Raw genomic sequence first — 26,213 nt, forward strand, 5'->3', positions numbered from 1 at the left:
GGCCGCCGCCGCCCGGCAGGAAGCCGAGGAGCAGGCCCGCAAGCAGGCCAACGCCGCCCACGCCGCGCACGACCTGCGCGCCCGCGCGGAGGCGATGGCGCGTACGGCGGCCGCGGCCGCCAAGTCCGCGCACGTGCTCCGGGGCGAGGCCGAGGACGCCGCACAGCAGCAGGCGCTGTTCGCCCAGCAGTCCGCCGAGGCCGCCCAGGTCGCCCTGAAGAAGGTCGAGGAGCAGGCCGAGGTCGCCCGTGCCGCGCACGAGGCGGCCGAGCAGGCGTACGCCGCCCGGGCCGAGGCGCTCGCCGATCTGCAGCACGCCACCGCGCGGGTGATGGAGGCGTTCAACGCGCGGCTCGAGGCCGAGGAGGCCGCGATCGTGGCCCAGGCCGCCCGCGAGGCCGCCGAGCAGGCCGCCAAGACGCAGGCCGACGCCGCCCGTACGGCCCAGCGCGAGCGCGAGGAGGCCGAGCAGCGCACGGCCGCCATGCAGGCGCAGGTCGACGAGGCCCTCGAGCTGCGGCGCCAGGCCGAGGAGGCCGTGGCCGAGGCCAACCGGCTGCGGGCCGTCGCCGAGGAGGCCGCCGAGCAGCGGGCCATCGACCGTCAGGCGGTGGAGTCCTCGATCCGACACAACACCGAGCTGGTCGAGACCGCGCTGCGCGAGCGGCTCGAGGCCGAGCGGCGCGCCGCCGAGCTCGCCCAGGAGCTGGTGACGCTGCGGTCCGCGGTCGTCACCGCACTCAAGGACCGCGGCTCCAAGCGGTCGGTCACCGCGCTGCAGCTCGCCGTCGAGACCGGCAGGGCCGACCAGGCGCTCGCCGCCGCACCGGCGGTCCGTCCGGTCGTGGAGTCCGAGCTGGTCGCGCCCGAGGTGCCCGACGACGTCCGGCCGCCCGGGCTCAGCGACACCGGCACGCTGTGGATCCGCGCCGAGCTGGAACGGATGGAGGCGCTGCGCGACGCCGAGGACTCCTCCCCTGCGGCGCAGGCACCTGACATCGCCAACGCTCCCACCGGCGTGTCGCCGTCGGATCCGTCAGGTGCCCGCGACGGGCAGGCGCAGAACGGCGCCGCATCGACGCAGGCCGAGGTCGCCGTACGCTCCTTCGCGCTGGCGGGCCAGGACCACGACGCCGCCGAGGTCACGGTCAACGCCGACGGGCTGCTCGACGTCCGCAAGGGCGCGACGCGGTACCAGTTCGACCTCTACGACCGCGCCACCGACCTGCGGGTCATCGGCCGACCCGGTCAGCGGCGGTGGCGGGTCGAGCTGTCGCGCCCCGGGACGACCACGGTGGTGCTCGACGCCAAGACCGTCGACGCCGAGGCGTTCACCCGCGAGCTGCTGCGCTGGCGGCCGGAGGTCGCGAGTCGCTGAGGCCGCTGGTCGGTCAGCGAGGACTAGGCGAGGCCGGCGCGCAGGGCGGCGGCGACCTCGGCGGCCGCGGCCCGGGCGGTGCGTCCGGAGCCGACGACGTTGAAGAACCCGTGGATCTGGTCGGGGAAGCGCTGGAGCTCGGTCTTCACACCGGCGGCGCGCAGCTTCTCGGCGTACGCCTCGCCCTCGTCGCGGAGCGGGTCGAAGCCGGCGGTGCAGACGTACGCCGGCGCCACCCCCTCCGGGATCTCCGCGTGGAGCGGGGCGAGTCGTGGGTCACGCGGGTCGGTGCCGGCCGGCACGTAGTTGGCGCCGGCGATCTCGATGAAGCCGTCGGTCAGGAAGAACCCCTTGCCGAACAGCTGCCGACTGCGCGTGACCTCCTCGAACTGCACCACCGGGTAGATCAACAGCTGGAAGGCGCACTGCTCCCGCGCGTCGAGCGCGACCAGCGTGGCCAGGTTGCCGCCGGCGGAGTCGCCACCGACCCCGATGCGACCCGGGTCGGCGCCGAACTCCTCGGCCCGGGCCACGACCTGCCGGAAGGCGGCCACCGCGTCGTCGTACGCCGCGGGGAAGGGGCAGGACGGGCCCATCCGGTACTCGACGGAGAGGACCCGGACGCCGGACTGCTCGGCCAGGAAGCGGCAGCCGGCGTCGTGGGACTCCAGGTCGCCGTAGATGAAGCCGCCGCCGTGGAAGAAGACGAGCAGCGGAGCCGAGGTCCCGGGGGCCTCCCCCAGCGCGGAGCTGGGGACGTAGAGACGCGCCTTGTGGCCGGTGACCCAGTGGTCGCTGACCTCGCCGATCGGCTGGACGCCGCCGGCGAGCCGGCTCTGCCGGAGGATCGCCATCCGGCCCTTGTCGATCGGCAGCGTCTCCGCGGCCGGTCCGGCCAGGGCCGCCAGCCGGAGCATCAGCTGGGTGTCGGTCGCCAGGGTCTGCCCGTCGATGCGGACCGGACGGCCGGCGAGCCGGCGCTGGACCGGCTCGGGCAGGTTCATGGCGGCCGTGAAGACGGCGGCCTCGGTCTGCGCGGCGGTGGCGACGGCGGTGCCGACCACCTTCTTCGGAAGCGTCAGGATGCTCACGGCCCGCAACTTACTCCCGAGTCACATACTGCGGCAGGTGGTCCCACGAATCGTGGACACCCGACGTTCACCTGCCGGTGACACACTGGCCGGCATGAGCCTCGACGCGCCGCAGGCCGCGGGCGGCACCGCCGGCACCAACCCCGATCTCGCGCCCGCCGAGGTGTTCGACGTCGAGCCGCCGTACGTGCCCGACCACGAGGCGCTCGCGGCGGTCGAGAAGTTCGAGGACCGCTTCTTGGACCGCGAGCTGTCCTGGCTGCGGTTCAACCAGCGGGTGCTCGAGCTCGCCGAGGACCGCGAGCTGCCGCTGCTGGAGCGGGTCCGGTTCCTGGCGATCTTCACCTCCAACCTCGACGAGTTCTTCATGGTCCGCGTGGCGGGCCTCAAGCGGCGCATCGCCGCCGGTGTCGCCGTACGCGCGGCGTCCGGGCTGATGCCGCGCGAGGTGCTGGAGCAGATCTGGGCGACCGCGCGCGACCTCTCCCAGCGCCATGCCCGCGTCTTCGCCGAGGACGTCGTGCCGGCGCTGTGGCACGAGGGCATCGAGCTGGTGCGGTGGTCCGACCTGACGCCGGCCGAGCACAAGTACGCCAAGCGGCTCTTCAAGGACCGGGTCTTCCCCGTGCTGACGCCGCTGGCGGTCGACCCGGCGCACCCCTTCCCCTACATCTCCGGGCTCAGCCTCAACCTCGCGGTGCTGCTGCGCGACCCGGCGACCGGCAAGCGGCACTTCGCCCGGGTGAAGGTGCCGCCGATCTTCGCCCGGTTCGTGCCGCTGGGCAACGACCGGTTCGTCCCGCTGGAGGACGTCATCGGCGCGCACCTGAAGAAGCTGTTCCCTGGCATGGAGGTGCTGGAGGTCCACACCTTCCGCGTGACGCGCAACGAGGACCTCGAGGTCGAGGAGGACGACGCCGAGAACCTGCTCGCCGCGCTGGAGAAGGAGCTGCTGCGGCGCCGGTTCGGCCCGCCGGTGCGGCTCGAGGTCGAGGAGACCATGACCGCGTCCGTGCTCGACCTGCTGATCTCCGAGCTGGGGGTCTCGGCCGAGGAGGTGTTCCGGCTGCCCGGCCCGCTCGACCTGCGCGGGCTGCACGGCATCGCCGACCTCGGCCGCGAGCAGCTGAAGTTCCCGGCGTTCGTGCCCACGACACACCCGCGGCTGGCCGAGGTGGAGTCGGCGGCGCCCGTCGACGTGTTCAAGGCGGCCCGGCGCCACGACGTACTCCTGCACCACCCGTACGACTCCTTCGCCACCTCCGTGCAGCGCTTCATCGAGCAGGCCGCCGCCGACCCGCACGTGCTGGCGATCAAGCAGACGCTCTACCGCACCTCGGGTGAGTCCCCCATCATCGACGCCCTCGTCGACGCCGCCGAGTCCGGCAAGCAGGTGCTCGTGCTGGTCGAGATCAAGGCCCGCTTCGACGAGGAGGCCAACATCCGCTGGGCGCGGAAGCTGGAGCAGGCCGGCTGCCACGTCGTCTACGGCCTGATCGGCCTCAAGACCCACTGCAAGCTGGCGTTGGTGGTGCGCGACGAGGGCGAGCATCACGGTGGCATCCGGCGGTACACCCACATCGGCACCGGCAACTACAACCCGAAGACCTCCCGCCTCTACGAGGACCTGGGGCTGATCACCACCGACGAGCGGATCGGCGAGGACGTCGCGCACCTGTTCAACAACCTCTCCGGCTGGTCGCGCTCGGCGAAGTACGACGAGCTGCTGGTCGCGCCCGACGGCGTCCGGACCGGCCTGATCGAGCAGGTGCACGCCGAGATCGCCCACCACCAGGCCGGACGACCCGCCCGGATCCGGCTCAAGGCCAACTCCGTGGTCGACGAGGCCGTCATCGACGCGCTCTACCTCGCCTCCCAGGCCGGTGTGCCGGTGCAGCTGCTGGTGCGCGGCATCTGCGCGCTGCGTCCGGGCGTGCCGGGGCTGTCGGAGACCATCGAGGTGCGCTCGGTGCTCGGCCGGTTCCTGGAGCACAGCCGGGCCTTCTGGTTCGAGAACGGCGGCTCGCCGGTGGCGTGGATCGGCTCGGCCGACATGATGCACCGCAACCTGGACCGCCGCGTCGAGGTCCTGGTGCGGCTGCCCAGCGCGGACCACGTGCGTGAGATCGGCGACCTTCTCGACCTGGCGTTCGCGCCGGACACCTCGGCATGGATCCTCGGTGCGGACGGCTCGTGGGCGCACCACCGGGGCGCCGTACACCTGCAGGAGTGCCTGATCGAGAGGCAGCGCCGCCGCCGCGGATGAGGCCTCGGGTTGCGCGCGTCGGCAGATGCTCCCCTAGCATGTTGGCCGTTCTGCTTCGACTCCCCAGGAGTTCTACGTGCGTTTCCGCATTCGTCCGGTCGAGACAACGTTCTACGACCTGTTCACCCAGTCGGCTTCGCACCTGGTCACCGGTGCCGGCCTCCTGGCCGAGATGCTCGCCGAAGGTGCCGACCGTGAGGAAGTGGCCCGCCGCATGCGCGAGGCCGAGCACGCCGCCGACGAGACCACGCACGAGATCGTCAAGCGGGTCAACAGCACCTTCGTGACGCCGTTCGACCGCGAGGACATCTACGACCTCGGCTCCGGGCTCGACGACATCATGGACGAGATGGACGAGGTCGTGGACATGATCCTCGTCTACGAGGTCGACGGCCTCCCGCCCGAGCTCTCCGACCAGGTCACCGTCATCCAGCGCTGCGCTGAGCTGACCGCCGCGGCCATGCCGAACCTGCGCTCGATGCGCTCGCTCCAGGAGTACTGGATCGAGATCAACCGCCTTGAGAATCAGGGCGACAAGAACCACCGGCGCATCCTCGCCAAGCTGTTCTCCGGCGAGTACAAGGCGATGGAGGTCCTCAAGCTCAAGGACATCGTGGAGTCCCTGGAGGGCGCCATCGACGCCTTCGAGAAGGTCGCCAACACGGTCGAGCAGATCGCCGTCAAGGAGTCCTGAGCGTGCCCACGTCCCCGGTCTCGCTGGAGGACCGGCGCTGATGGACCTCGCGATCATCATCGCTGTCGTCGTCGTCGCCCTCGTCTTCGACTACACCAACGGCTTCCACGACGCGGCGAACGCCATCGCCACGTCCGTCTCCACCCGGGCGCTCACGCCCCGCGTCGCGCTGTTCCTCGCAGCGGTGATGAACTTCGTCGGTGCCTTCCTCGGCCAGAAGGTCGCCCACACGGTCTCCGACACCATCTCCCCACCGGACGGGTCACACGGCCTCACGATCGTGATGGCCGGTCTGCTCGGCGCGATCGCGTGGAACCTCATCACGTGGTACTTCGGCCTGCCCTCGTCCTCCTCCCACGCCCTCATCGGCGGCCTGGTCGGCTCGGCGCTGGCCGCCGGCGTCGGGGTCAGCTGGGACACGGTCGTGGAGAAGGTCGTCATCCCGATGTTCGTCTCGCCGTTCGTGGCCTTCGGGCTCGGCTTCGCGGTGATGCTCGCGATCATGTGGATCTTCCGCCGCAGCAGCCAGCACAAGGCGATGCGGGGCTTCCGCGTCGCGCAGACCATCTCGGCCGCCGCCATGGCGCTCGGCCACGGTCTGCAGGACGCCCAGAAGACGATGGGCGTCATCTTCCTGGCGCTGCTCACCGGCGGCTACGTCGCCGAGAGCGAGGGGCTGCCCTTCTGGGTCATCTTCGCCGCCGCCGCGGCGATCTCGCTCGGCACCTGGTCCGGCGGTTGGCGCATCATGCGCACCCTCGGCCGGCGGATCATCCACCTCGACCCCGCCCGTGGCTTCGCCGCGGAGTCGGTCGCGGCGTCGGTGCTCTACACGACGGCGTACGTCGTCGAGGCGCCGATCTCCACCACGCACACCATCACCTCCGCGGTCATGGGCGTCGGCGCCACCAAGCGCTTCTCCGCCGTCCGCTGGGGTGTCGCGAAGTCGATCCTCATGGCGTGGGTGCTCACCTTCCCGGCCGCCGGCTCGGTGGCTGCGCTCACCTACTGGCTGTGCAAGTACGTCTTCCAGCTGCCGTGATCGGTGGCGCTGGCACCTGACCTCCCCAACCGCGACACGCCGACAGGTGGTTGAGAAGGTCAGGTGCCCGTCCAGTTCTCGGCTGGTGGCACCAGCTAACGCTTGAGCCAGACGCTCCGCTGGGCGTCGGTCAGCGCCCGGCGAAGCTGGACCCTGGAGGTGTCGACCCACCAGTCGGGGTGCTCGAGGGTCCATGTCGCCGGCGTACGGCGGCGGGCGGCCCGCTCGTACGCCGACCGCAACCGTGCCGCGAAGCCCGCCCTCGAGCGACGTGTCATCCCGATCATCACCACCGGCTCGAGACCGTGGTCGCGGTAGCGCTCCTCCCGGTCCAGGTCGCGCACGGCGCGACCCTCCTCGTCGTGTTCCGCACCGTTGTACTCGCCGACCACACCGGCGCGCGGGTCGATCAGGTCCGGCGTCGCGAGGTGGTTGCCGGCGAGGTCGAACAACGGCGCGTTCGTCACCAGGCCGGCCCAGCTGACCTGCGCGCGCCACTCCATCCGCAGCGCCACCTCGGCCGGCGACCAGGCGTTCTCGTCGGCGAGCGGCACGGCCTGCCAGATCCGTGAGACGTGCGGGCGCCCGGCGAGCCTGAGCACGGCGTAGTCCAGCACCTCCTGGGGCGAGCACAGGTCGTCGAAGGCCGCCATGTCCAGCACCCGTACCCGCTCCTCGAGGTTGGCGGTGGTGCGCAGCAGACGGCACACCGAGCGTTCGTGACGGGTGATCGGAAGGCCGTCGAGCACCTCGATGTCCTCACCCTTGAGAAACTCCTCGCACAGCTCGACGCCGGGCCGGGGGCGGATGCGCCGCCTGTTGTCGAGCGCCACCGGCACGTCCAGGAGCCGGCCGCCGCCCGTCACACCCGGGAAGTAGCGACCCCCGCCCCAAGCCAGGCCCGCCCAGCCCGTGACCGCTCCGGTCGTCGGCATGGCGCAGGCCGCCTCGACGATGCGCTGCTCGCGCGTCGGTTCGACCGACGAAGGCACGTGCCAGCCACCGCCGCACGCACGCCAGCGCGATGTCGCGATCTCGCGGTACTTCGGGCCGTCGACCCCGGTCGAGTCGACGCGGACCGGCAGGACGATCCCGGCCCGGGTGATGTGTGACGGGTCCATGGCGCAGAGCATGCGCCGGTTCTCCGGAGGGCGTCGGCCGTCATCCACAGAGCCGCCGCGCCGGCGTACCTGACCTGATCAACGGCCTGCCGGCGTGTCGCCGTTGGGGAGGTCAGGTGCCCGCGCCAGACCCGCCGGGCACCTGACCGTCCCAACCGAAGTCCGGCGTGTCGCGGTTGGAGATGTCAGGTGCCCGCACGGTCGAGCGCCAGCGAGAGAGACAGTCGGCTCAGCCGAAGCGGCCGGAGATGTACGCCTCGGTCGCCTCGTTGTCGGGGTTGGTGAAGACCTTCTTGGTCGGGTTGAACTCGACCAGGTGACCTGGCTGGCCGGTGGCCTTGAGGTTGAAGAAGCCGGTCTCGTCGGAGACCCGGGCGGCCTGCTGCATGTTGTGGGTGACGATCACGATCGTGTAGTCGGACTTCAGCTCGTGGATGAGGTCCTCGATCGCGGCGGTCGAGATCGGGTCGAGCGCGGAGCAGGGCTCGTCCATGAGCAGCACCTGCGGCTCGACGGCGATCGCGCGGGCGATGCACAGCCGCTGCTGCTGGCCGCCGGAGAGCCCCATGCCGGGCTTGTTCAGGCGGTCCTTGACCTCGTTCCACAGGTTAGCGCCGCGCAGCGAGCGCTCGACGATCGCGTCGGCGTCCGACCGCGACAGCCGCTTGGCGTTGAGCCGGTTACCGGCCAGCACGTTGTCGTAGATCGACATCGTCGGGAACGGGTTGGGCCGCTGGAAGACCATGCCGACCTGCCGGCGTACGGCGACGGGGTCGACGCCCGGGGCGTACATGTCCCGCCCGGCCAGCGTGATCTGGCCCTCGACGCGCGCGCCGGGGATCACCTCGTGCATCCGGTTCAGCGTCCGCAGGAAGGTGGACTTGCCGCAGCCGGAGGGGCCGATGAAAGCCGTGACGGAGCGCGGCTTGATCGACATCGAGACGCCCTCGACCGCCTTGAAGTCGCCGTAGTAGATGGAGACGTCGGAGACGTCGATGCTGGTTGCCACAGGGGTTTCTCTCTTTCAGCGCCCGGTCTTGGGGGCGAGGATCTTGCCGACGAGGCGCGCGGCCAGGTTGAGCACCATGACGATCGCGATCAGCACCAGCGCCCCGCCCCAGGCGTAGGCGAAGCCCTTCTCGGTCGACTGGGTGTACTGGGTGTAGATGAAGACCGGCAGCGTCATCATCGATCCGTCGGCGGGGTTGAGGTTCAGGTTGTTGGTGAAGCCGGCGGCCACCAGCAGCGGCGCGGTCTCGCCGATGACGCGGGAGATCGCCAGCACGACGCCGGTCACGATGCCCGCGACCGAGGTCGGGAGCACCACCTTCGCGATCGTGCGCCACTTCGGCACTCCGAGGGCGTACGACGCCTCGCGCAGGTCGTCGGGCACCAGCTTCAGCATCTCCTCGGTGGAGCGGACCACCGTCGGGATCATCAGCAGCGTGAGCGCCACGCCACCCGCCAGGCCGAACCGGCCGGGGCCGAGGAAGAGCGCGAACAGCGCGAACGCGAATAGGCCGGCCACGATCGACGGGATGCCGGTCATCACGTCGACGAGGAAGGTGATCGCGCGCGACATCCGGGTGCCGCGGCCGTACTCGATGAGGTAGATCGCGGCGAACACGCCAACCGGGACCGAGATGAGGGTGGCGACGCCGGTGATGACCAGCGTGCCCATCAGCGCGTGGTAGAGCCCGCCCTGCTCGTCGCCGATCACGCTGCGCATGGAGTAGGTCAGGAACTGCGGGTTGATGGTGGAGAGGCCACGGTCGACCACCATCCACACCAGCCAGAGCAGCGGGACCAGGGCCGCGCCGAACGCGGCCCACACCAGCCCGGTCACGAGCCGGTCGGTCGCCGCGCGGCGGTTCTCGACGACGGCCGACCACAGCGGCAGGACGAGGAGGTACGCCGCGGCGGCGATCACCAGACCTGTGACCGGGCCGGTGCCGAGCAGCCAGGCCAGCGCACCGAGGGCGACCGCCATGGCGGCCACGATGGCGGGCGCGCTGCGCGGCAGCCGCGGCGCCTCCAGGGGCGAGACCGACGGACGGGTGGGTGCCGGGGTGCTCATGCGCGCTGCCTCCGCTCGGACCGGCCGACGATCCAGCGGGCGAGCGCGTTGACCCCGAAGGTGAACGCGAACAACACCAGGCCGCAGGCGATGAGGACGGCCACCTTGTCGGGCGTCGTCTCCTTGTAGTTCTGGGCGATGTGGGCCGCGATCGTGCGGGGGTTGTCGCTGCCGATGATCGTCAGCGTCACCAGCGGCGTGGAGGAGAGCACCATCGCCACGGCCATCGTCTCGCCCAGCGCCCGGCCCAGGCCGAGCATCACGGCCGAGACCATGCCCGAGCGCGCGTACGGGAAGACGGCGTACCGGATCATCTCCCAGCGCGTGGCACCGAGCGCGAGCGCCGCCTCCTGGTGCAGCGTCGGCGTCTGGCTGAAGATCTCCCGGCACAGGGCGGTGATGATCGGCAGGATCATGATCGCCAGCACGACGCCCGCGGTCAGCAGCGTGCGGCCGGTGGCCGACGGCTCAGCGGAGAAGAACGGCAGCCAGCCGAGCCGGTCGTGCAGCCAGCCGTGCAACGGCCGGATGGCGGGCCCGAGCGCGAGACCGCCCCAGAGGCCGAAGACCACCGACGGTACGGCGGCCAGCAGGTCGACGACGTAGCCGAGCGGTGTCGCGATGCTCCGCGGGGCGTAGTGCGAGATGAACAGCGCGATCGCGATCGCGAACGGCACGGCGATGATGAGCGCCAGCACCGCGGCGTACGTGGTGCCGAAGACGAGCGGGCCGACGAGGCCGAGGAACGACCCCTTCCCGTCGTAGTGCTGCTCGTCCGCGCTCACGCCCGGAGCGCCCTCGAGGCCCAGGAACAGGAAGACGGCCGCCAGGGCGACCATGATGAGGCAGCCCGCGCCGACGGCGAGGCCGCGGAAGGCGCGGTCGCCGGCGGTCGTGCGCCCCTCGAGCGACGCTGTCGACGAGGGCGGCGACGCCTCGGGCGGGGCGTCGATGGTGCTGGTCACGAATGGAACTCCTTGACGGTGTGGCTGGGTCCAGCCGGGTGAACCTCGTGGACGTGCGGCAGCCCGGTGGTCCTGGACTGCCGCACGCCCGCGGGCTCAGCTGATGGCGTCGATCAGCTCGCGCGCCTTCGTCGCGGTCTCCTCGTCGAGCGGGGCGGAGCCGGCCTCCTCGGCCGCGGCCGCCTGGCCCTCGTCGGAGAGGACGTAGGACAGGTAGCCCCGGACCAGGTCGGCCTCGGCGGCGTCCTCGTAGCTCTGGCAGGCGAGCAGGTAGGACACCAGCACGATCGGGTAGACGCCCGACTCGGTGGTGTCGCGGGCCAGGTCGACGGCCAGGTCCGTGTCGGTCAGGCCGGCCGGCTCCGAGACGGAGAGGACGGCGGCAGCGGCCTCGGCCGACGGCTCGACGTACTCCTCGCCGACCTTCACCGCGACGCGCGAGAGGTCGTTGGCGATGGCGGCGGAGTCGTCGACGAAGCCGATGGTGCCCTCGCCGGCCTGGACGGCACCGACGACGCCGGAGGTGCCGTCGCCGGCCTCGCCACCGAGGCCCTCCGGCCACACGCCGTCGGGCTCGTGCTCCCAGCCGCCGGCCTCGGCGAGGTAGGCGGTGAAGTTCTCCTGGGTGCCGGAGTCGTCGGAGCGGTGGACGGGGGTGATGGCCGTGCTGGGGAGCTCGACGCCCTCGTTGGTGGCGGCGATGGCCGGGTCGTCCCACGTCTCGATTGTGCCGGCGAAGATTCCCGCGATGGTCGCGGCGTCCAGCTGCAGGCCCTCGACGCCGGGGAGGTGGTAGACCACCGCGATCGGCGAGACGTAGCCCGGGACCTGGATCGGCGACGTGCCGTCGCAGCGCTCGGTGGCCGCGGTCAGCTCGCCCTCGTCGTCGTCGAGGGCGGAGTCGGTGCCGGCGAACGCGTAGCCGCCGCTGATGAAGTTGTCGCGACCGCCACCGGAGCCGACGGGCTCGTAGTTGACGGTGAGGTCGGGGTTGGCGTCCTGGATGCCGGCGACCCAGGCGGCCTGCGCCTTCTCCTGCGAGGAGGCGCCGCCGCCCTGGAGCGTGCCGGACAGGCTGGCGGCGGCGTCGCCGCCCTCCGTGCCGGTGTCGCCCTCGTTGCCGGCGCTGCACGAGGTCAGCGCGAACGCGAGTGCCGCGACACCGGGGACGATCGCCCGGCGGATGGAAGTGGTGCTCACTTCGATTCTCCTGTGTCTTCTGACGTTGTCGCAGCGAACCTAAGGAGGCGAGGTGACCGGACCCCGGGGCGTCGGTGAACGAGGGATGAACTCGGCGTGCCGGCTCAGCGACGGCGCCCGCGGAATCCCCGGTTAACCGGGGATTCCGCGACTTCGGGGGCATTGCAACGCCCCCGAAGTTCAAGTTTCACCGGTTAACCGGGGATTCCGCGCCCCGGTCAGCCGACCCGATGGCGCTCGACGGCGAGGACCCGGCCGCGCCGCAGGTGCACCACGACCAGCTCGCCCTTGGCGAGCTCGTCGACGCTCACACCGAGCGCGTCGAAGACCTGGGGCAGCACCGGGCGGTGGGTGCACAGCGCCGTCGGACCGCTCTCCTCCAGGGCGGCGAGCAGGTCGTGGACGAGCCGAGCCACCCGGTCGCGGCCGGCGCCCTCCTCGGTGAGCACGTCGACCAGCTCGGGAACCGTGCCGGTCGTCTCGGCGTAGGGCAGCAGGGTCTGGCTGCAGCGCGCGCTGGTCGAGGAGACGAGCCGGCGGACGTCGTACGCCGCCAGCAGCGGCACCAGCTGCTCTGCCTGTCGGTGACCGCGGGCCAGGAGCGGCCGGAGGCGGTCGTCGCGGCGCCAACCGTCGCGGGAGCGCGCCACGGCGTGGCGGACGACCAGGAGGGTCTCGGTCCGCTTGCCGGCCGCGACGGCCTCGGCGAGGGTGGCCCGGTCGACCTCGTAGCTGAGCCGGTGGCGGGCCTCCTCGACCGGCACCCAGGCGACCTCGTCGATCTCGTCGTTGGCCGCATAGCCGGACACGTCGTCGTCGACGCCGTGCGCCACGCGCGCGACCCAGTAGTGCACCCGCTTCCTGCCGCGGCTGACGGGGTACTCCTGGTCACCGAGCGGCCGGCCGAGCCGCACCCGCAGCCCGGTCTCCTCCTCGACCTCGCGGACGGCCGCGACCGCCGGATGCTCGCCGCGGTTGAGCTTGCCCTTGGGGAAGGCCCAGTCGTCGTACTTCGGCCGGTGCACCAGCAGCACCTCACGACGGCCGGTCCGGAACACGACCGCGCCGGCCGCGACCACCAGACGACCGTCGGGGGACGCACCGGACACGACACGGGCTCCCGGGGCCTGCCGGGACTGGGTCGGCATGGGGCCTAGTGTCACATCCGATGACCACCCCGCAAACCACGCCGCAGCAGTCCCCCGCCCGCCGTCGCCGCACGCTCCTGGTCGTCGGCGGGGTGGTCGTCGTCGCTCTCCTGGTGGGGGCGCTGGCCGCGGTCGTGGTCTGGCGGTCGGGCGACCGCTCGCCGCTGCTGCGGGCGATGGCGCTCGCGCCGGACGACACCCAGCGCTACCTGTGGACCGACTGGGCCGCCGTACGTCGACAGCTGGACGTGCCAGCGCGACCCGCCGCGCTCCCCGACCTGCTCGAGGCCGGCCACACGGCGGACCTGACCTCGACCTCGGCCATGGTGGACTCCGCGGCCGGCCTCGCGGAGAGCCTGGGTGTCTCGCCGGCGACGGCGTCGTGGGAGCTCTTCGCGCAGGCCGACGACGGTGCGCTGGTCGTGGTCGGGCTCCGCTCGGGCGACGCCGACCGGGTCACCCGGGCGCTGGACCGCGCCGGCTACGAGCGCGACGGGGAGATCTGGGACGGCGCCGCGCTGCAGGGTGCCCTCGGCATCGCCCCTGAGTTCACCTACGTGGCGGTCGAGGACGACCGGCTGCTGGCCAGCGACGCGCTCGCGTACCTCCGGGAGGCGCTGGCCGAGGACGGCGACCCCGAGGAACCCGTCACGAACGCCGCGGACGCGCTGGGCGAGCCGCTCTCAGCCGTCGTCTACACCGGCGACCACGCCTGCTCGGCGCTCGCCCTGAGCGGCGGCGACGACACCGACCAGGCTCAGGGCGAGGAGCTGGTCCGACAGGCGGGAGGGGTGAGCCCGCTCGCGTCGTTCGCGATGGGGGTGGTCTCGAAAGGCTCGACCGACGAGGACGGCTCGACCGACGAGGACGGCTCGACCGACGCCAGGGTGCGGGTCGTGCTCGGCTTCGAGCACCACGACCAGGCGGTGGGCGACGCCGACGCCCGGGCGACGCTGGCGAGCGGCCCCGCGCCGGGCCAGGGTGGCGACTTCGCCGACCGGTTCGAGCTCGGCGAGGTCCGGGCGAGCGGCAGCGTCGTGACGATGGAACTCGACCCGGTCGAGGGCGCGTACGTGCTGTCCGACCTCAGCAGCGGACCGGTGCTCTTCGCGTCCTGCTGAAGCGGGCCCGGCGTCAGGACGCGCGCGGGACGACGCCGAGGATCTCGTCGATCTGGTCGGTGCTGAGATGCTCGTCGGCCTCGCTGGCGGCGATGATCAGGTTGGTCGTGAGCTCGACCTCGCCGAGCAGGTCGGCGTCCTCGAGCGTGACGTCGAACTGATCGTGCACGGGTATGTGCCTCCCTGATCGCGCGCGGATGCCCTGCGGGCCTCTTACCCCCTCCAGCGTAGGTCGAAACGGGATCCGAGCCACACAATCGGGGGATTCCCCCGCCGCTGGGCCAGACCACCCGCCAGACCACCCACCCGGGAACAGCACGAGGCCCCGCCCCCGGAAGGGCGAGGCCTCGCGTCGAAGATCCGTCTCAGAGAGGCCGGACGTTCTCCGCCTGCGGGCCCTTGGGGCCCTGGGTGACGTCGAACTCGACCTTCTGGTTCTCGTCCAGCGACTTGTAGCCGTTGGTCTGGATCGCCGAGTAGTGAACGAAGACGTCGTCGCCGCCGTTCTCCTGAGCGATGAAGCCGAAGCCCTTCTCGGCGTTGAACCACTTCACGGTGCCCTGAGCCATTGCTCTGTTACTCCTTAGTCGGGGCGAGAGGCCGCCACTTCGACGACCCCGCACCAGATGCGGTGACACGTCGCTCCGACCTGTGGTGTCCCTTCCGAACGGAAAGCACAGAGCAGAAACGCCGTTGGATCACAAACTCCGCAGGCGTCAGACCAGCTGGAACTTGCACCTGTTGCAGACAGGACACTACCAACACTGGCCTTGCGTGAAACCCCTGGACGGACGAATTTCCCCAGGCGTCGATGAACGTCGGACGACGTCCTCACGACCGCGCAGTTGCCGGGATGCTCACCGGGTGACTCAGCGCGAGACCGAGCGGTGTCGGGCGGGGGCGGGGTCGGCGCCGAAGTCGATGCGGCAGGCGAGCCCCGAGCACGGCTGCAGCACGGCAGCGCGCCTCTGCATCTCGGCCAGCACGCCGGCGTACGCCGGCAGCCGGGCGACGTTGCGCAGCTGACCCGGGTCCGCCGCCCGGTCGTAGAGCTCGACGAAGCCGGTCAGCGCGTAGCGGATGTAGGTGTAGCGCTCGGTGCGCACGCCCCGGTAGAACCAGCCGACGCGCACCTCGCGGACGCTGCGCGGCCCGCCCTGGATCAGGTGGGTGGTGGCCCGGGGCGCGTTGTCACGGGCGACCGACAGCATGCTCTCGCCGTCCATGCGGCGGGTCGCCAGCGCGTTGCCGGCGTCGACCAGCGTCGGGGCGATGTCGACCATCGACACCGTCTGCGAGCGGATGGCGCCCTGCGGTACGCCGGGCCCACGCATCAGCAGAGGCACCCGCAGCGACGCCTCGTAGGGGACGATCTTGCCGACGTACCGGTGCTGCCCGAAGAGGTAGCCGTTGTCGGAGACGAAGACGATGAGCGTGTTCGCCAGCTCGCCGGTGGCCTCCAGCGCGGCGACGGTCGACGCGACGCCCTCGTCCACGGCCTGGAGCGACCGGATCCGGCTGCGGAAGTTCCGGTTGACCCGCTTGATCGACGCGGCGGGCCGGGCGCGGATGTAGCGCGGCTTGTCGCTCACGTCGGCCTCGTTGAACGAGCCCAGGCGGGTCTCGGGAGCCCAGGCGCGGCGGAACAGGCGGGCGTGGCGGGCGGCCGGCTTCGCGAGCGCGGAGCAGTTCGCCTCGTTCTCCGGCCGGCACTCGCCGTGCGGGGCGACCTGCGAGGCCCAGATGAAGAACGGCGCGTCGTCACGCGCGAAGTCGCGGATGTACTCGTTCGTACGGCGCGCCACCATGTCGGCGCTGTGCACGTCGGGGTAGGTCTGCGGGTGGCCGTCCTCCCACAGGGTGTAGCCGAAGTAGCGGTAGGGGTTGGCGACGAACGGGTTCCACACGTCCCAGCCGGCCGGGCGCGCGGACTCGGTCGCCTTGTAGTCGTTGAGGAACTTGCCGACGAAGGCGGTCTGGTAGCCGGCGTCCTGCAACCAGTGCCCGATCGTGTCGTGCGGGTCGCGCAGCAGCTCATACCCACCGAGCAGCTTGCGCTTGTTGGCCCGGACGCCGTTGTTCTGGGCGTACTGCCCCGTCAGGATCTCCGCGCGCGCCGGGCAGCACAGCGGGTGCGGCGAGATCATGTTCGTGAACGTCGTCCCGCGCGCGCCGAGCAGCGACCGCGTCAGCGGCATCCACTGCAGGTCGGTCAGCGTCTGGTCGTCGGTCGTGATCAGGACGATGTTGGGCCGCGGCACCGCCCGGTCGGCCGCGTTCGCGAGGGCCGACGAGGCGCCGGAGTGGTCCGGCACCGTCAGGAGCAGGACGGCGAGCACGACGGCAACGAGCCAGGCCGTCGAAGCGCGCAAGCGCGACGTGGTCAAGCGGGAACTCCCCTGTGGATCTCAAGCGGGGACTACCCCGGTACGGCGGAAACCGGATCTTAACCCGCCGCCCTGCTCCGCCGCGCCCCAACGACGCGGGACACGCCCGCGGATTCTCAGCGGCTGGGACCGGGCCGCTCAGGCCTGCTTGACCCAGCGCCGCCACTCCTCCTGCGCCGTGTAGCCGCCGGCCTCCCACATGGACCGGCCCAGCTCGTTGCCGTCGAGCAGCATCGTCTCGAAGCGGCTGGCTCCCAGCCGCCGCAGCCGGGCCTCCGCCGCGGTCAGGAGGGCCGTGCCGATGCCGCGTCGACGGTGCCGCGGGGAGACCGCGAGCCGGTACACGTGCCCGCGCCAGCCGTCCCAGCCGGCCACGACCGTGCCGACGATCTCGTCGTGGAGCTCGGCGACGAGCAGCGCCTCGGGATCGCGGTCGAGCAGGGCATGGACCGCCGTCGAGCCGTCGCCCGACCGCGTTTCGTTCTCGGCGGCCACCGCCCAGAACGACACCAGGACCGGCACGTCCTCCGACGTGGCCGGCCGTACGACGATCAGATCTCCCCTGCTGCCGCTGTCCATGGGCCTAGCATGCCCCCGTGGCGAGCATCCCGGCTGACGAGCTGCTTCCCGTCCCCGATCAGGAGGAGACGGTGCGCCCGCGCGCGGCCGTGCTGCGCCCGGTCCTGGCGGTATGGCTCCTGGTCGTCGCGTTCGGCGCCGTGGCGGTGTGGCGCTCCGCGGTCGTCGATGTCGCCTTCAAGGACCCCGGTGGCCGGATCTTCCGCGACCGGCTCAGCACGGCGCTGACCCTGCTCGTCCTCGCCCTGCTGCTCGACGCCGTCTGGCGCACCCACCGGCGCGGCTGGAGCCGGGCCTCGGTCCTGGCCACGGTGCGCGAGCGGTGCGGCTGGGAGCGGCTGGCGCTGATGGTCAGCGGGCTGGCGGCGTACCACCTCGTGTATCTGAGCTACCGCAACCTCAAGAGCTGGGACGCCTTCAACACGCCCCGCGACGCGGACCTGATCGCGCTCGACGAGCGGCTCTTCGGCGAGGCGCCGTGGGTGCTGCTGCACGACCTGCTCGGCCGCGACAGCGCCGCCTGGGTGCTGATGGTCGTCTACAAGTCGTTCACCTACCTGGTGCCCTGGTCGCTGCTGTGCGCGCTGGTCTTCACCCGCACGATCCGCCGCGGCTACGTCTTCCTGGCCGCCGCGATGTGGACCTGGGTGCTCGGCACGGCCAGCTACTACCTGATCCCGAGCCTGGGGCCGTTCGCGACCGCCGCGGAGGACTTCACCGGCCTGCCGCACACCCCGATCACCGACACCTGGGCGGAGTACCTCGAGCAGCGTGCGGCGTTCCTCGCCGATCCGCAGGCGCCGGACACGTTCGTCAGCATCTCCGCCTTCGCAAGCCTGCACACCGGCTTCACCTGCATGATCATGCTGATGGCGTTCTACTACGGCCACCGGTGGCTGGGCGGCGTCCTGGCCGTCTACCTCGCCGCGGTGATGGTGTCGACGATCTACTGGGGCTGGCACTTCACCATCGACGACGTCGGCGGCATCGTCCTGGCCGTGCTCGCCGTCGCCCTGGCCCACGTCACCGTGGTGGGGCTGCGCCGCCGAGTGCCGTGAGCCCGCCTTCGTTCCGGCCGTACGCCCGGACGCGCGTCCGGTTGCGGACGCTGGTCACCCATCCCGTCGCGACGACGCTCGTCGTGGCCGGCGTGCTGCACGTGCTGTGGTGGCTGCTGCTGGCCAACAGCGGCGGTGACATCGCCGCCCAGGACGCCTGGGCGGAGTTCGCCCGTGCCCACCCGGGCAGCGCCTACAACCTGGCGTGGTACGGCGGCATGCACCCGGTCTCCTACAGCATCGTCAGCCCCTACGTGATGGCGCTGCTCGGTGTCCGCACCACGATGATCGTGGCCGGCACCGTCTCCGCCGCGCTGCTCGCCCTACTGCTGGTGCGCAGCAAGGCGGTCCCGCGGCCGCTGCTGCCGTCGCTGGCCGGGGCGGTCGCACTGCTGGGCAACGCCGTCTCGGGCCGGGTGACGTTCGGGCTCGGCATGCTGTTCGGGCTCGCCGCACTGGCCGTGGTCTTCTCCTGGCCGTCGCACTGGCGCACCGACGAGCTGCGGCGACGGCTCCCCCGCGGCGCGCTCGCCGCTGCCTTCGCGGGCCTGGCGACGGCCGGCAGCCCGGTCGCCGGGCTGTTCCTCGGGATCGTGGCCGCCGGGCTCTGGCTCGGCCGCAGACGGGCGGCGGCGTACGCGCTCGGCGTGCCGCCGGTGGCGGTGGTGCTGATCTCGACCTGGCTCTTCCCGTTCTCCGGCGAGCAGCCGATCGGCTGGGCCTCGGTCATCCTGCCGCTGCTGATGGGCGTGCTCGTGCTGGTGCTCGTGCCGCGCGGCTGGACCGCCGTCCGGCTCGGCACGCTGGTCTACCTGATCGCGGTGCTCGCGGCATGGCTGCTGCCCTCTCCGATCGGCACCAACGTCACCCGGATGGGCCTGCTCTTCGGCGGGGTGCTGCTGGTCGCGGCGGCCGTGACCGGCGTACGCCGCTCGCTGCGGCCGCTGCTCGCGCTGGCGCTGGTGATGTCGCTGTGCTGGCAGGTCGGCGTGGCCGCCCGCGACGTGCTCACCACCGCACCGGACGCCGCCTGGTCCGCCGACACCGGCCGGGTGGTGCGGGCGCTGCAGGAGCGGCACGCGCGGCTCGGCCGGGTCGAGGTCGTCCCGACCCGCAGCCACCGCGAGGCGGCCGCGCTGGCGCCGTACGTCAACCTGGCGCGGGGCTGGAACCGGCAGGCCGACGCCGAGCGCCACCCGCTCTTCTACGACCCGGAGGTGCCGCTGACCGCCGACTCCTACCGGGCCTGGCTGGACCGGTGGGCGGTGCGGTTCGTGGTCCTCGCGCCCGGTACGCCGGACGCGGCTGCGGTCGAGGAGGCGGCGCTGGTCGCCGCCGGGCTGCCGTACCTGCGGGAGGTGTGGTCGCACGAGGAGTGGCGGATCTACGAGGTGGCCGAGCCGACCGCGCTGGTGTCGGCGCCGGCGCAGCTGGTGAAGTTCGACGAGGCCGAGCTGGTGCTGTTCGTCGTGCGGCCGGCGACGATCCGGACCCGTATCCCCACCTCGCCCTGGCTGACCCTGGTGGACGCGGAGCGGGAGCCCATCCCGCCGCCGGTCAGTGCCGCGGAGAACGTGAACGGCTGCCTGAGCGTGGAGCTCGACCCCGGCCCACCGGCGCAGGAGTGGGTCGTGCTGCACGCGCCGCGCGCGGGTCTCTACCGGATCGCCGCCCCCTACGGGCTGCGCCGCGGCACGACCTGCCCCGCGGAGTGATCACGCGTCGCTTCTACCTCCGGACGACGAGGCGGAAGGTGCGCGCGACGGTGCGGCCGGAGTCGTCGGCACCCCGGAGCACGAACGTGTAGCGCCCGGGCTGGCGGGGCTTGCCCCTCAGCGCGACCTTCGTGCCACGCTCCAGCACCCGCACCCGGATGCCGGCGGGCAGCCGTCCGCGGCGGGTCCAGCGCACCCGCTCGGCGGCGCCGGCGATCGTCACCACGCCGCGGTAGCGCCGGCCGACGCGGGCCGCCCCCAGCCGGGCGCGCCGGAACGTCAGCGGTCCGGTCATCGGGCCGGTCGGCGCAACCGTCGTCGTGATCGGCCCTCGGTACTGCGACGGCACCTGGTCGGGGTCGATCGTGCCGGTCCCCGGCGCCCCCACGGTGATCCGGTAGGCACCCAGCGAGGCGTAGTCGCTGTACTGCCCCGCGGTGGCCGGGTCCCCGTAGCCGGTGCCGTCGACGACCGCGGTGAACCATGCCCCGTCGGCCGGCGCCTCGAAGCCGACGGCGGCGTCGAGACCGCTCGCCGTGCTGCTCGTCCGACGGCCCACGGCCGGGTCCGCGCTGGCGACGACCCGGCCGGCGCTGTCGCGGACGGTGAGCGCGACGTCGAGGTCGGGCTGCAGGGCGGTCGGCGTGACCGCGACCTGTGTGCTGCCGGCCGCGGCGAACACGAACGTGTCCCGGTCGCCGCGCCGGCTGATCAGGCCGCTGGCGCCGTCGGCGTCGAGCGAGGTCGCGCCCGAGGCGGTGTTCGCGTGGTCGTCGCCGACGTACGCCGCGACGCCGGCAATGACGGCGAGATCGTCCTCGGTGTTGGTGGCGCCGGCGTACTCGCCGGCCGACCACTGCGTCACCGGGGCGTAGTAGCCGGCGCCCATGATGGGCGCCCAGGTGCCGTTGCCGCGGTAGTACGGGTTGTCACCGAGGCCGTCGTGACTGAGCCCGAAGGCGTGGCCGAGCTCGTGGGCGACCGCCTCGCCGACCCCCTTGCCGTCGGTGCCGGTGCCGTTGGTGAAGGCCCACGACGGCTGGTAGTAGCCGTGGCCCGGACGGCCCCAGGTGCTGTAGTAGTCGAGGATGCCGGTGTAGGAGATGCCGCCGGGACGACCGTTGGCCTCCCACACGGGTCCGCCGGCGGTGATGACCACGCGACCGCCGTAGGTGTCGTCGGCCGCGCTCGAGCGGTCGATGGCCGCTGTGCCCGGGTCCGCGGTGGTGACGTTGACGTCGAAGGGGGCGTAGTCCTCGGCGACGATCGCCCACGCCCGCTGGATCTGGGTCAGCTCGGTCGCGCTGAAGCCGGCGCTGGTGTCCATGGTGTACGGCGGCACCGTGAACGACCCCTGGCCGACCGCCGAGTTCCAGGCCGTCCCGGTGACGGTGTGGCCCGTGAAGTCGAGGTAGACGGTCCGCTTCGACCCCGGACGGGAGGCGAGCGTGAAGGTCTCCTCCAGCGGCACGAGCGGCGCGGTCGTGGCGGCCTGGGTCTGTGGGCCTGACTGGGTGCCTGCCTGGGTGCCTGCCTGGACCGCGGGCGAGTGCGCCTCGTCGACGAACAGCGTCCGGCCGCACTCGTCGAGCCACAGGGCGTCGTCGGCGCGGGCGTGCTCCGCGAGCTCGGCGACACTGGTCGCGTTGAGGGCCGCGGCGGCCCGCTCCTCCCGGCTGGTCAGGTGCTCGAGGGCCTCAGCCGCCGGGACGGCCTCGTCGAGCAGCGGCGCGGCGCAGGCCGGCCCCGGTGGCGCGGCGGTGTTCTCGGCGTACGCCGGCCCGAGCCCGGCCCCGAAGAGGCCGATCGCGAGCGTCACCGACCCGAGCGGGGCGACACGAGATGAGAGTTCCACACCTGACCCATCGGTCCCTGCGGACCGGTGGTGAGACTCCGGCGAAATGTTTTAACTTAGCAGGACGGCGCGGATGCTGGACGCCGGGGCCCTGGCCGTGCTCGGAACCGCGGCCCGATCGGGTGAAGACCGACCCGACGGTTGCCGCGGGGTGGGTGCCGACTAGCCTCCTCACCGCCGGGCCCTTAGCTCAATTGGCAGAGCATCGGACTTTTAATCCGCGGGCGCTGAGCGTGGAATCGCCCGTTTGACAGCCTACGTTGTAGCCAAACGGCGCTAGGCGAGTTCGTTGTCAGCCAGGCTGGCGAACTCGGGCAGCAGGTGACCGCGGGTCTTCCACCACCGCCGCCACGCCTCGATCAGCTTCGGCGTGACGCCGAGCTCGATCGCCAGAGCGGCGACATGATGCCCAGCCTGCGCTTCGGCGGCTCGATACTCAGCCGGCGAGATCAGGAACGCAGCGCCGTACTCCCACGCCCGGCGCTCCCCTGCTGGCGATGAACAGCGGTCGCCGAAGTGGTGGTGGCCGATCTCGTGAACGAGAGTAGAGACTGCCTGGGCGGCGGTCAGGCGGAGGCTGAGGTAGATCTTGCCGCTGCGCCAGTCGTATCCGCCGCGGCGGTAGCACCCGAGGTCATCCCACTCGACATGGATCCCGACATCGGCACAGTGCTGGAACACCGCATCAAGTCGATCCCGAGTCACCGACGCTTCATGGCCCCTGCCACTCCGTTCTCCGCTGGCCGACCGCTCCTGGTTGGCGGGCGCTGCCAGGCAGCAGATGGTGGCAGGGGCCGCCGACACTACGGCGTCTCGTCGTGGCCCTGCTCGTCCTCGATTGCGTGCTCCTCGTCGTGAGCGATCAACTCGAGGTCGGCCCTATTGGGGGCGGAACCTCCTGCGTCTGCGTCGGCATATCCATCACCTCCTCGCGGAGGGAAGGCTGAGCGAAGTCCACGGCCGAGATGGGTGGCGCCCGCGGTGTCTAGGTGAGGGAAGATCGCCATGAGCGCCGCTCGCAACGCCTCGTCCTGACGCTCGTCCGGAATGAGTCGGAAGACGCTGGCGAAGACCTCGACGGCATCACTGCTGCTTCCGTCTTCAGCCGGCGGAACGATCGGGCGACTCATGTCGGGCACGTCTTCGACGACGAGGTCGTGCTCCCAGTCCGCAGCCGTCAGGGTGCCCTCGTTGATCGACCCGACGACCTGCTCGATAGTCCCACGCGACCAGCCGAGCGCCTTCTCGATTTGGTGCTGGGTCCGCAGAGGGAACGACTCCTGAGCGGCCCTCTCGAACTTCCCGACGGTCGCGACCTTTGGGCCGCCGTACTGAGCGAGCTCGTCTTGGTTCAACCCCAGTCGTTCGCGTCGGGCCTTGGCGATCCGGCCGATCGCTTGCCATCCAGTTTCTGCCATGTGCCCAGCGTGCCGACACAACCCGTGACAAGTCCAGTCGAGTAGCGACAAGTTACCGATGATTGATTAGAGCAGGTCAGGCCTTACATCGATGTGATTCCGCAGGTCAGCGACAAGTTGTCGGGAAATATCGAGTCCCCGGCTTGACTTGTCGCTACTTGTCGCTCACTATCGATACATGCCTGCAACTGAGCCCCTCGGCCCGATGGTTCGCCTCAAGGAGGTTCGGACCAAGCTCACGACCCTCACCCAGGAGCAACTGGCTGAGCGGATCCGTGAGCAGGGCGTTCCGATCACCAACGCCGGCGTCTCGAACGTCGAGAACGGCAACAAGGTCGCTAGTGACCGGCTACTGACCGCATGGGCAATCGCCCTCGGACTGGACCCCTTGCTCGTCTGGCAGGGGCCGCTCGTCAAGCCTGTCGAGCCGGGGATCCCGCTTAAGAAGGCGTCGGGCCTGTGAGTCAGAAGGCCTACTCGGTTCGCTCGGCCGCCGCCGCTTACGAGGTCAGTGAGACCACGGTGCGCGACGCCATCAACAAGCAGCAGCTGCCCGCCCATCGCGTGGGTCGCGCAATCCGCATCCATGCCGACGACATGGACGAGTGGTTCCGCGCCCTCGTCCGCGTCGGCTCTGAGGAGGACCAGGACCGATGACCGTCGTCAACACCGAGACCGGCGAGATCGTCGAGGTTCACCCCGAGGAGCCCGCCGCCGTAGCGATGCTGAGTCAGGCCATCACGGCGCTGACGACTGCGCTCGACGAGATGCCCATCTCCGAGATCGCCACTACGAAGGCGAAGGTCGCCACGGTCGCCACAGCCACCAAGGAACTCGGCATGTCCCGGGAGGCGCAGGAGCTCGCCGCCGAGGCCGTGCGGCGCGCTGAGTGGGCGCTCGGTCGCGCGATCCGCAAAGGGCAGTCCGAGGGCGAGATTGCCAAGCAGGGTCCCGCGCCGGACTTCTCCCTGGGAGAAGTCAAGAGAGTCACTGACTATGGCACCACGGGCGAGCTGTACGCCCGTGATGGAAAGCCGGGAATCCTGACGCTCGCCGACGAGATCCCTGAGGCCGCCGCCTTCGACGCCGCCATCGACGCCGCGAAGGCCGAGGGCAACCTCTCCCGCGCCAACGTCGCCCGCAAGGCACGCGAGGCCGCCGGGCAGGCAGTGCGCACACCTCCGCGCAAGCCGCTCCCGGACGCCTTCTTCAACGCGGCCTACGACCTGACGAAGGTCGTCGAGCGGATCGACCGGCTCGTCGAGGACGACCGGTTCCCCCAGAACGCCGAGAAGGTCGGCGCGAAGCATCGCGTCGACCTTCTCCGTGCAGTCGAGCTGCTGTCCAAGGCCCTCGACCGACTCGCTTAATCCACTTCGAAAGGTAGCAGAAAGCATGTCTCAGCTCGCCACTTCGGCCGTCGTGCCGATCGTCAAGCCGTCGGTCGCCTATGTCCCCGTGGACCCGACAACCGCGCAGCGCTGGCTCAATGAGAACAAGGTCAACCGCTCCCTCCGCGTCGCCAAGGTCAACCAGTTCGCGAACGACATGGCCGCCGGCCGCTGGTCCCTCTCGAATGACGCCATCTGCTTCGCGCCCGACGGCACGCTGCTGAACGGCCAGCATCGCCTCCACGCGATCGTCAAGTCCGGCGTCACGATCACCATGCTCACGATCCGCAACATGCCGCCCGAGTCCATGAAGTCGATGGACATCGGCACCTCCCGCACCGCGGCGGACGCCCTCGGGTTCGCGGGGGAGAAGTCGGCCCACCTGCTCGCCGCATCCGGGAAGCTCGCGATCGTCTACAGCGACGGACGCATCTACAAGGACTCCAAGGCCCAGGCCGTCAGCCCGACCGAGATCCAGGAGTTCGTCGACGCGCACCCACTCATCCGCCACTCGGTCTCGTTCGTCGCCGGAGTGAAGTCGAAGATCGACGCCGCCCCGAGCGTCCTGGCTGCGGCGCACTGGATCATCTCCGAGGCTGCGGGAGCGCCGGTCGCTGACCACTACCTCCACCAGCTCGCGTACCGAACCGGCGAGCCCGCGGGTAGCGCTGTCCTTGCTGTCGACTCGCGACTCCGCCAGCTGCGACACAAGCGATCCCAGTATGCCCAGCGCGCTTACCTGGCGCTGCTGATCAAGGGCTGGAACTACTACGCCCGCGACGGCCGCATCACGTCGCTCCAGATCTCGACGTCGGCCAAGATCCCGGACCCCAGGTCGTGGCAGCGATGACCGCCCCCACCCTCCACCCCCCCACCACCCGCCCCCTCTGCGACGCATGCGGCGACACCATCGACTACGCCGCGTTCCTGTGTGACGCCCCGGTGTGCACGTCCTGCGAGATCCGCCGGCTGCGTGCCCGTCGCGAGTCGGACGAGTGGTCGGTGTTCGTGTCGGCGCTTCGTCAGGCGGCTGTCGGCGGCGTCGTTCGCTGGAACGACGTGCGACCGATCATTCGCGGGCGGATCTTCCACAAGCACATCGGCTCGCTGGTCAAGAAGGCGAAGGCTCAGGGGCTGCTCGTCGAGATCAAGCGCGAGTCCTCCGCCGATGCCGTGGGCCGCAACACGCACCACGACTCCGGTGTGTACCGGCTGCGAGGTGCGGCATGAGCGCCGAGATGGTCCACACCTACACCCCGAGGAAGGCGTCATGACCACGACCGTCTACCGCGAGCACTGCTACACCGCCCGGCTGGTGACCGCTCGAAAGCGTCACAGGTGCAGCATCAGGGACCACTACCCATACCCGTGCCTGTCGGCCGTCCAGCCCGGCGAGCAGTACGTCCGATCCGTCGCCTTCCCTGGTCACGACGCGGTCGGCGGAACGCGCCCCGTCGTCCACGTCGTGTGCGTGAACTGCGCCGTGAACTACATCGGGCTCGACCGGCTCGCTGCCGAGGCTCAGTCGTGATCGCGCCAGCTTTTGGACCGCGCGCCAAGCGCCCAACGGCCCGCCTCGTGACGACCGTCGCTCTCCTCCTCGCGCTCGTCGTCATCTACGGCGTGACCGTCGCAGCCATCGTCACCGCGAGCGCCACCTAGACCCCTCGGGCGCGCGCTTGGGGATGGCGTGCGTCCGAGGTCAAG

General features: G+C 71.2%; 28 protein-coding genes and 1 tRNA gene. 15 read left to right on the top strand and 14 right to left on the bottom strand.

Features of this window, described 5'->3' with window-relative positions; all coding sequences use genetic code 11:
* On the top strand, window positions 1–1,378 hold a 1,378-nt coding region (locus VGE38_RS07355), incomplete at its 5' end, for a coiled-coil domain-containing protein (protein WP_414690901.1).
* A 23-nt stretch (window positions 1,379–1,401) separates the two neighbouring features.
* Here the strand turns inward: VGE38_RS07355 and VGE38_RS07360 are convergent.
* On the bottom strand, window positions 1,402–2,469 hold the full coding sequence (locus VGE38_RS07360; protein ID WP_331141883.1) for an alpha/beta hydrolase: 1,068 nt from the start codon (window positions 2,467–2,469) through the stop codon (window positions 1,402–1,404).
* A gap of 94 nt (window positions 2,470–2,563) precedes the next feature.
* Here VGE38_RS07360 and VGE38_RS07365 point away from each other — a divergent pair, with 94 nt between their 5' ends.
* The 3 genes from VGE38_RS07365 to VGE38_RS07375 all read left to right on the top strand — a co-directional run bounded on the left by VGE38_RS07365 (window position 2,564) and on the right by VGE38_RS07375 (window position 6,471).
* Window positions 2,564–4,735 carry an RNA degradosome polyphosphate kinase gene (locus VGE38_RS07365; RefSeq protein ID WP_331141884.1) on the top strand — a complete coding sequence of 724 codons (2,172 nt, stop codon included), beginning with the start codon at window positions 2,564–2,566 and terminating at the stop codon, window positions 4,733–4,735.
* A 76-nt stretch (window positions 4,736–4,811) separates the two neighbouring features.
* Window positions 4,812–5,429, top strand: a complete 618-nt coding sequence (locus VGE38_RS07370; RefSeq protein ID WP_331141885.1) for a DUF47 domain-containing protein — start codon at window positions 4,812–4,814, stop codon at window positions 5,427–5,429.
* A gap of 40 nt (window positions 5,430–5,469) precedes the next feature.
* Complete coding sequence (locus VGE38_RS07375) at window positions 5,470–6,471, top strand: inorganic phosphate transporter (protein WP_331141886.1); 1,002 nt, start codon at window positions 5,470–5,472, stop codon at window positions 6,469–6,471.
* 95 nt (window positions 6,472–6,566) lie between these two features.
* Here VGE38_RS07375 and VGE38_RS07380 read toward each other — a convergent pair whose 3' ends face one another.
* The 6 genes from VGE38_RS07380 to VGE38_RS07405 form a co-directional block, all read right to left on the bottom strand.
* Window positions 6,567–7,592, bottom strand: a complete 1,026-nt coding sequence (locus tag VGE38_RS07380) for a hypothetical protein (RefSeq protein ID WP_331141887.1) — start codon at window positions 7,590–7,592, stop codon at window positions 6,567–6,569.
* A gap of 229 nt (window positions 7,593–7,821) precedes the next feature.
* Window positions 7,822–8,601, bottom strand: a complete 780-nt coding sequence (gene pstB / locus VGE38_RS07385; protein WP_331141888.1) for a phosphate ABC transporter ATP-binding protein PstB — start codon at window positions 8,599–8,601, stop codon at window positions 7,822–7,824.
* 15 nt (window positions 8,602–8,616) lie between these two features.
* Window positions 8,617–9,669 carry a phosphate ABC transporter permease PstA gene (pstA, locus tag VGE38_RS07390; RefSeq protein WP_331141889.1) on the bottom strand — a complete coding sequence of 351 codons (1,053 nt, stop codon included), beginning with the start codon at window positions 9,667–9,669 and terminating at the stop codon, window positions 8,617–8,619.
* A complete protein-coding gene (pstC, locus tag VGE38_RS07395; protein WP_331141890.1) occupies window positions 9,666–10,634 on the bottom strand; it encodes a phosphate ABC transporter permease subunit PstC in 969 nt (322 codons plus the stop codon). The genes pstA and pstC overlap by 4 nt, the downstream gene beginning before the upstream one ends.
* 96 nt (window positions 10,635–10,730) lie before the next feature.
* A complete protein-coding gene (locus tag VGE38_RS07400) occupies window positions 10,731–11,834 on the bottom strand; it encodes a phosphate ABC transporter substrate-binding protein PstS (protein WP_331141891.1) in 1,104 nt (367 codons plus the stop codon).
* A gap of 218 nt (window positions 11,835–12,052) precedes the next feature.
* Window positions 12,053–12,982 (bottom strand): NUDIX hydrolase, encoded by a 930-nt coding sequence (locus tag VGE38_RS07405; protein ID WP_331141892.1) that lies wholly within the window; start codon window positions 12,980–12,982, stop codon window positions 12,053–12,055.
* Window positions 12,983–13,002: 20 nt separating this feature from the next.
* Between VGE38_RS07405 and VGE38_RS07410 the strand changes: the two genes are divergently transcribed.
* Window positions 13,003–14,103 (top strand): hypothetical protein, encoded by a 1,101-nt coding sequence (locus VGE38_RS07410; RefSeq protein WP_331141893.1) that lies wholly within the window; start codon window positions 13,003–13,005, stop codon window positions 14,101–14,103.
* Window positions 14,104–14,116: 13 nt separating this feature from the next.
* Here VGE38_RS07410 and VGE38_RS07415 read toward each other — a convergent pair whose 3' ends face one another.
* The 4 genes from VGE38_RS07415 to VGE38_RS07430 all read right to left on the bottom strand — a co-directional run bounded on the left by VGE38_RS07415 (window position 14,117) and on the right by VGE38_RS07430 (window position 17,069).
* Complete coding sequence (locus VGE38_RS07415; protein WP_331141894.1) at window positions 14,117–14,272, bottom strand: hypothetical protein; 156 nt, start codon at window positions 14,270–14,272, stop codon at window positions 14,117–14,119.
* A gap of 196 nt (window positions 14,273–14,468) precedes the next feature.
* Entirely contained in the window at window positions 14,469–14,672 is a 204-nt protein-coding gene (locus VGE38_RS07420; RefSeq protein ID WP_114776160.1) for a cold-shock protein, read from the bottom strand.
* Window positions 14,673–14,972: 300 nt separating this feature from the next.
* On the bottom strand, window positions 14,973–16,490 hold the full coding sequence (locus tag VGE38_RS07425; protein ID WP_331141895.1) for a sulfatase family protein: 1,518 nt from the start codon (window positions 16,488–16,490) through the stop codon (window positions 14,973–14,975).
* 138 nt (window positions 16,491–16,628) lie between these two features.
* Window positions 16,629–17,069, bottom strand: a complete 441-nt coding sequence (locus VGE38_RS07430) for a GNAT family N-acetyltransferase (protein WP_331141896.1) — start codon at window positions 17,067–17,069, stop codon at window positions 16,629–16,631.
* A 17-nt stretch (window positions 17,070–17,086) separates the two neighbouring features.
* Between VGE38_RS07430 and VGE38_RS07435 the strand changes: the two genes are divergently transcribed.
* Window positions 17,087–18,127, top strand: a complete 1,041-nt coding sequence (locus tag VGE38_RS07435) for a phosphatase PAP2 family protein (RefSeq protein ID WP_331141897.1) — start codon at window positions 17,087–17,089, stop codon at window positions 18,125–18,127.
* On the top strand, window positions 18,124–19,842 hold the full coding sequence (locus VGE38_RS07440; protein ID WP_331141898.1) for a DUF8823 domain-containing protein: 1,719 nt from the start codon (window positions 18,124–18,126) through the stop codon (window positions 19,840–19,842). Before VGE38_RS07435 ends, VGE38_RS07440 begins: the two co-directional genes overlap by 4 nt.
* 13 nt (window positions 19,843–19,855) lie before the next feature.
* Here VGE38_RS07440 and VGE38_RS07445 read toward each other — a convergent pair whose 3' ends face one another.
* Complete coding sequence (locus VGE38_RS07445; RefSeq protein WP_331141899.1) at window positions 19,856–21,697, bottom strand: hypothetical protein; 1,842 nt, start codon at window positions 21,695–21,697, stop codon at window positions 19,856–19,858.
* Between the two features lie 184 nt (window positions 21,698–21,881).
* On the opposite strand from VGE38_RS07445, the gene VGE38_RS07450 reads away from it, so the two are divergent.
* Window positions 21,882–22,022 (top strand) — tRNA-Lys (locus VGE38_RS07450).
* Here the strand turns inward: VGE38_RS07450 and VGE38_RS07455 are convergent.
* Both VGE38_RS07455 and VGE38_RS07460 read right to left on the bottom strand, forming a co-directional pair.
* Window positions 21,974–22,402 carry an ImmA/IrrE family metallo-endopeptidase gene (locus VGE38_RS07455; protein ID WP_331141900.1) on the bottom strand — a complete coding sequence of 143 codons (429 nt, stop codon included), beginning with the start codon at window positions 22,400–22,402 and terminating at the stop codon, window positions 21,974–21,976. The two genes, VGE38_RS07450 and VGE38_RS07455, sit on opposite strands and share 49 nt — an antisense overlap.
* Window positions 22,403–22,500: 98 nt before the next feature.
* Window positions 22,501–23,115, bottom strand: coding sequence for a helix-turn-helix domain-containing protein (locus tag VGE38_RS07460; RefSeq protein WP_331141901.1), 615 nt, complete (start codon window positions 23,113–23,115; stop codon window positions 22,501–22,503).
* 178 nt (window positions 23,116–23,293) lie between these two features.
* Here VGE38_RS07460 and VGE38_RS07465 point away from each other — a divergent pair, with 178 nt between their 5' ends.
* Genes VGE38_RS07465 through VGE38_RS07495 form a run of 7 tightly spaced genes read left to right on the top strand, consistent with a single transcriptional unit; the run spans window position 23,294 to window position 26,168 of the window.
* On the top strand, window positions 23,294–23,578 hold the full coding sequence (locus VGE38_RS07465) for a helix-turn-helix domain-containing protein (RefSeq protein ID WP_331141902.1): 285 nt from the start codon (window positions 23,294–23,296) through the stop codon (window positions 23,576–23,578).
* Entirely contained in the window at window positions 23,575–23,772 is a 198-nt protein-coding gene (locus tag VGE38_RS07470) for a helix-turn-helix domain-containing protein (RefSeq protein ID WP_331141903.1), read from the top strand. The genes VGE38_RS07465 and VGE38_RS07470 overlap by 4 nt, the downstream gene beginning before the upstream one ends.
* Window positions 23,769–24,485, top strand: a complete 717-nt coding sequence (locus tag VGE38_RS07475) for a hypothetical protein (protein WP_331141904.1) — start codon at window positions 23,769–23,771, stop codon at window positions 24,483–24,485. The genes VGE38_RS07470 and VGE38_RS07475 overlap by 4 nt, the downstream gene beginning before the upstream one ends.
* A gap of 25 nt (window positions 24,486–24,510) precedes the next feature.
* The gene (locus VGE38_RS07480; protein ID WP_331141905.1) at window positions 24,511–25,356 is read left to right on the top strand and encodes a hypothetical protein; all 846 of its coding nucleotides are present in this window, start codon (window positions 24,511–24,513) and stop codon (window positions 25,354–25,356) included.
* Window positions 25,353–25,736 (top strand): hypothetical protein, encoded by a 384-nt coding sequence (locus VGE38_RS07485; protein WP_331141906.1) that lies wholly within the window; start codon window positions 25,353–25,355, stop codon window positions 25,734–25,736. The genes VGE38_RS07480 and VGE38_RS07485 overlap by 4 nt, the downstream gene beginning before the upstream one ends.
* A gap of 40 nt (window positions 25,737–25,776) precedes the next feature.
* The gene (locus VGE38_RS07490; protein ID WP_331141907.1) at window positions 25,777–26,037 is read left to right on the top strand and encodes a hypothetical protein; all 261 of its coding nucleotides are present in this window, start codon (window positions 25,777–25,779) and stop codon (window positions 26,035–26,037) included.
* Window positions 26,034–26,168, top strand: coding sequence for a hypothetical protein (locus tag VGE38_RS07495; RefSeq protein WP_331141908.1), 135 nt, complete (start codon window positions 26,034–26,036; stop codon window positions 26,166–26,168). Before VGE38_RS07490 ends, VGE38_RS07495 begins: the two co-directional genes overlap by 4 nt.
* Window positions 26,169–26,213 lie beyond the last annotated feature (45 nt).

The organism is Nocardioides sp. (genome assembly GCF_036405735.1).
Lineage (GTDB): Bacteria > Actinomycetota > Actinomycetes > Propionibacteriales > Nocardioidaceae > Nocardioides.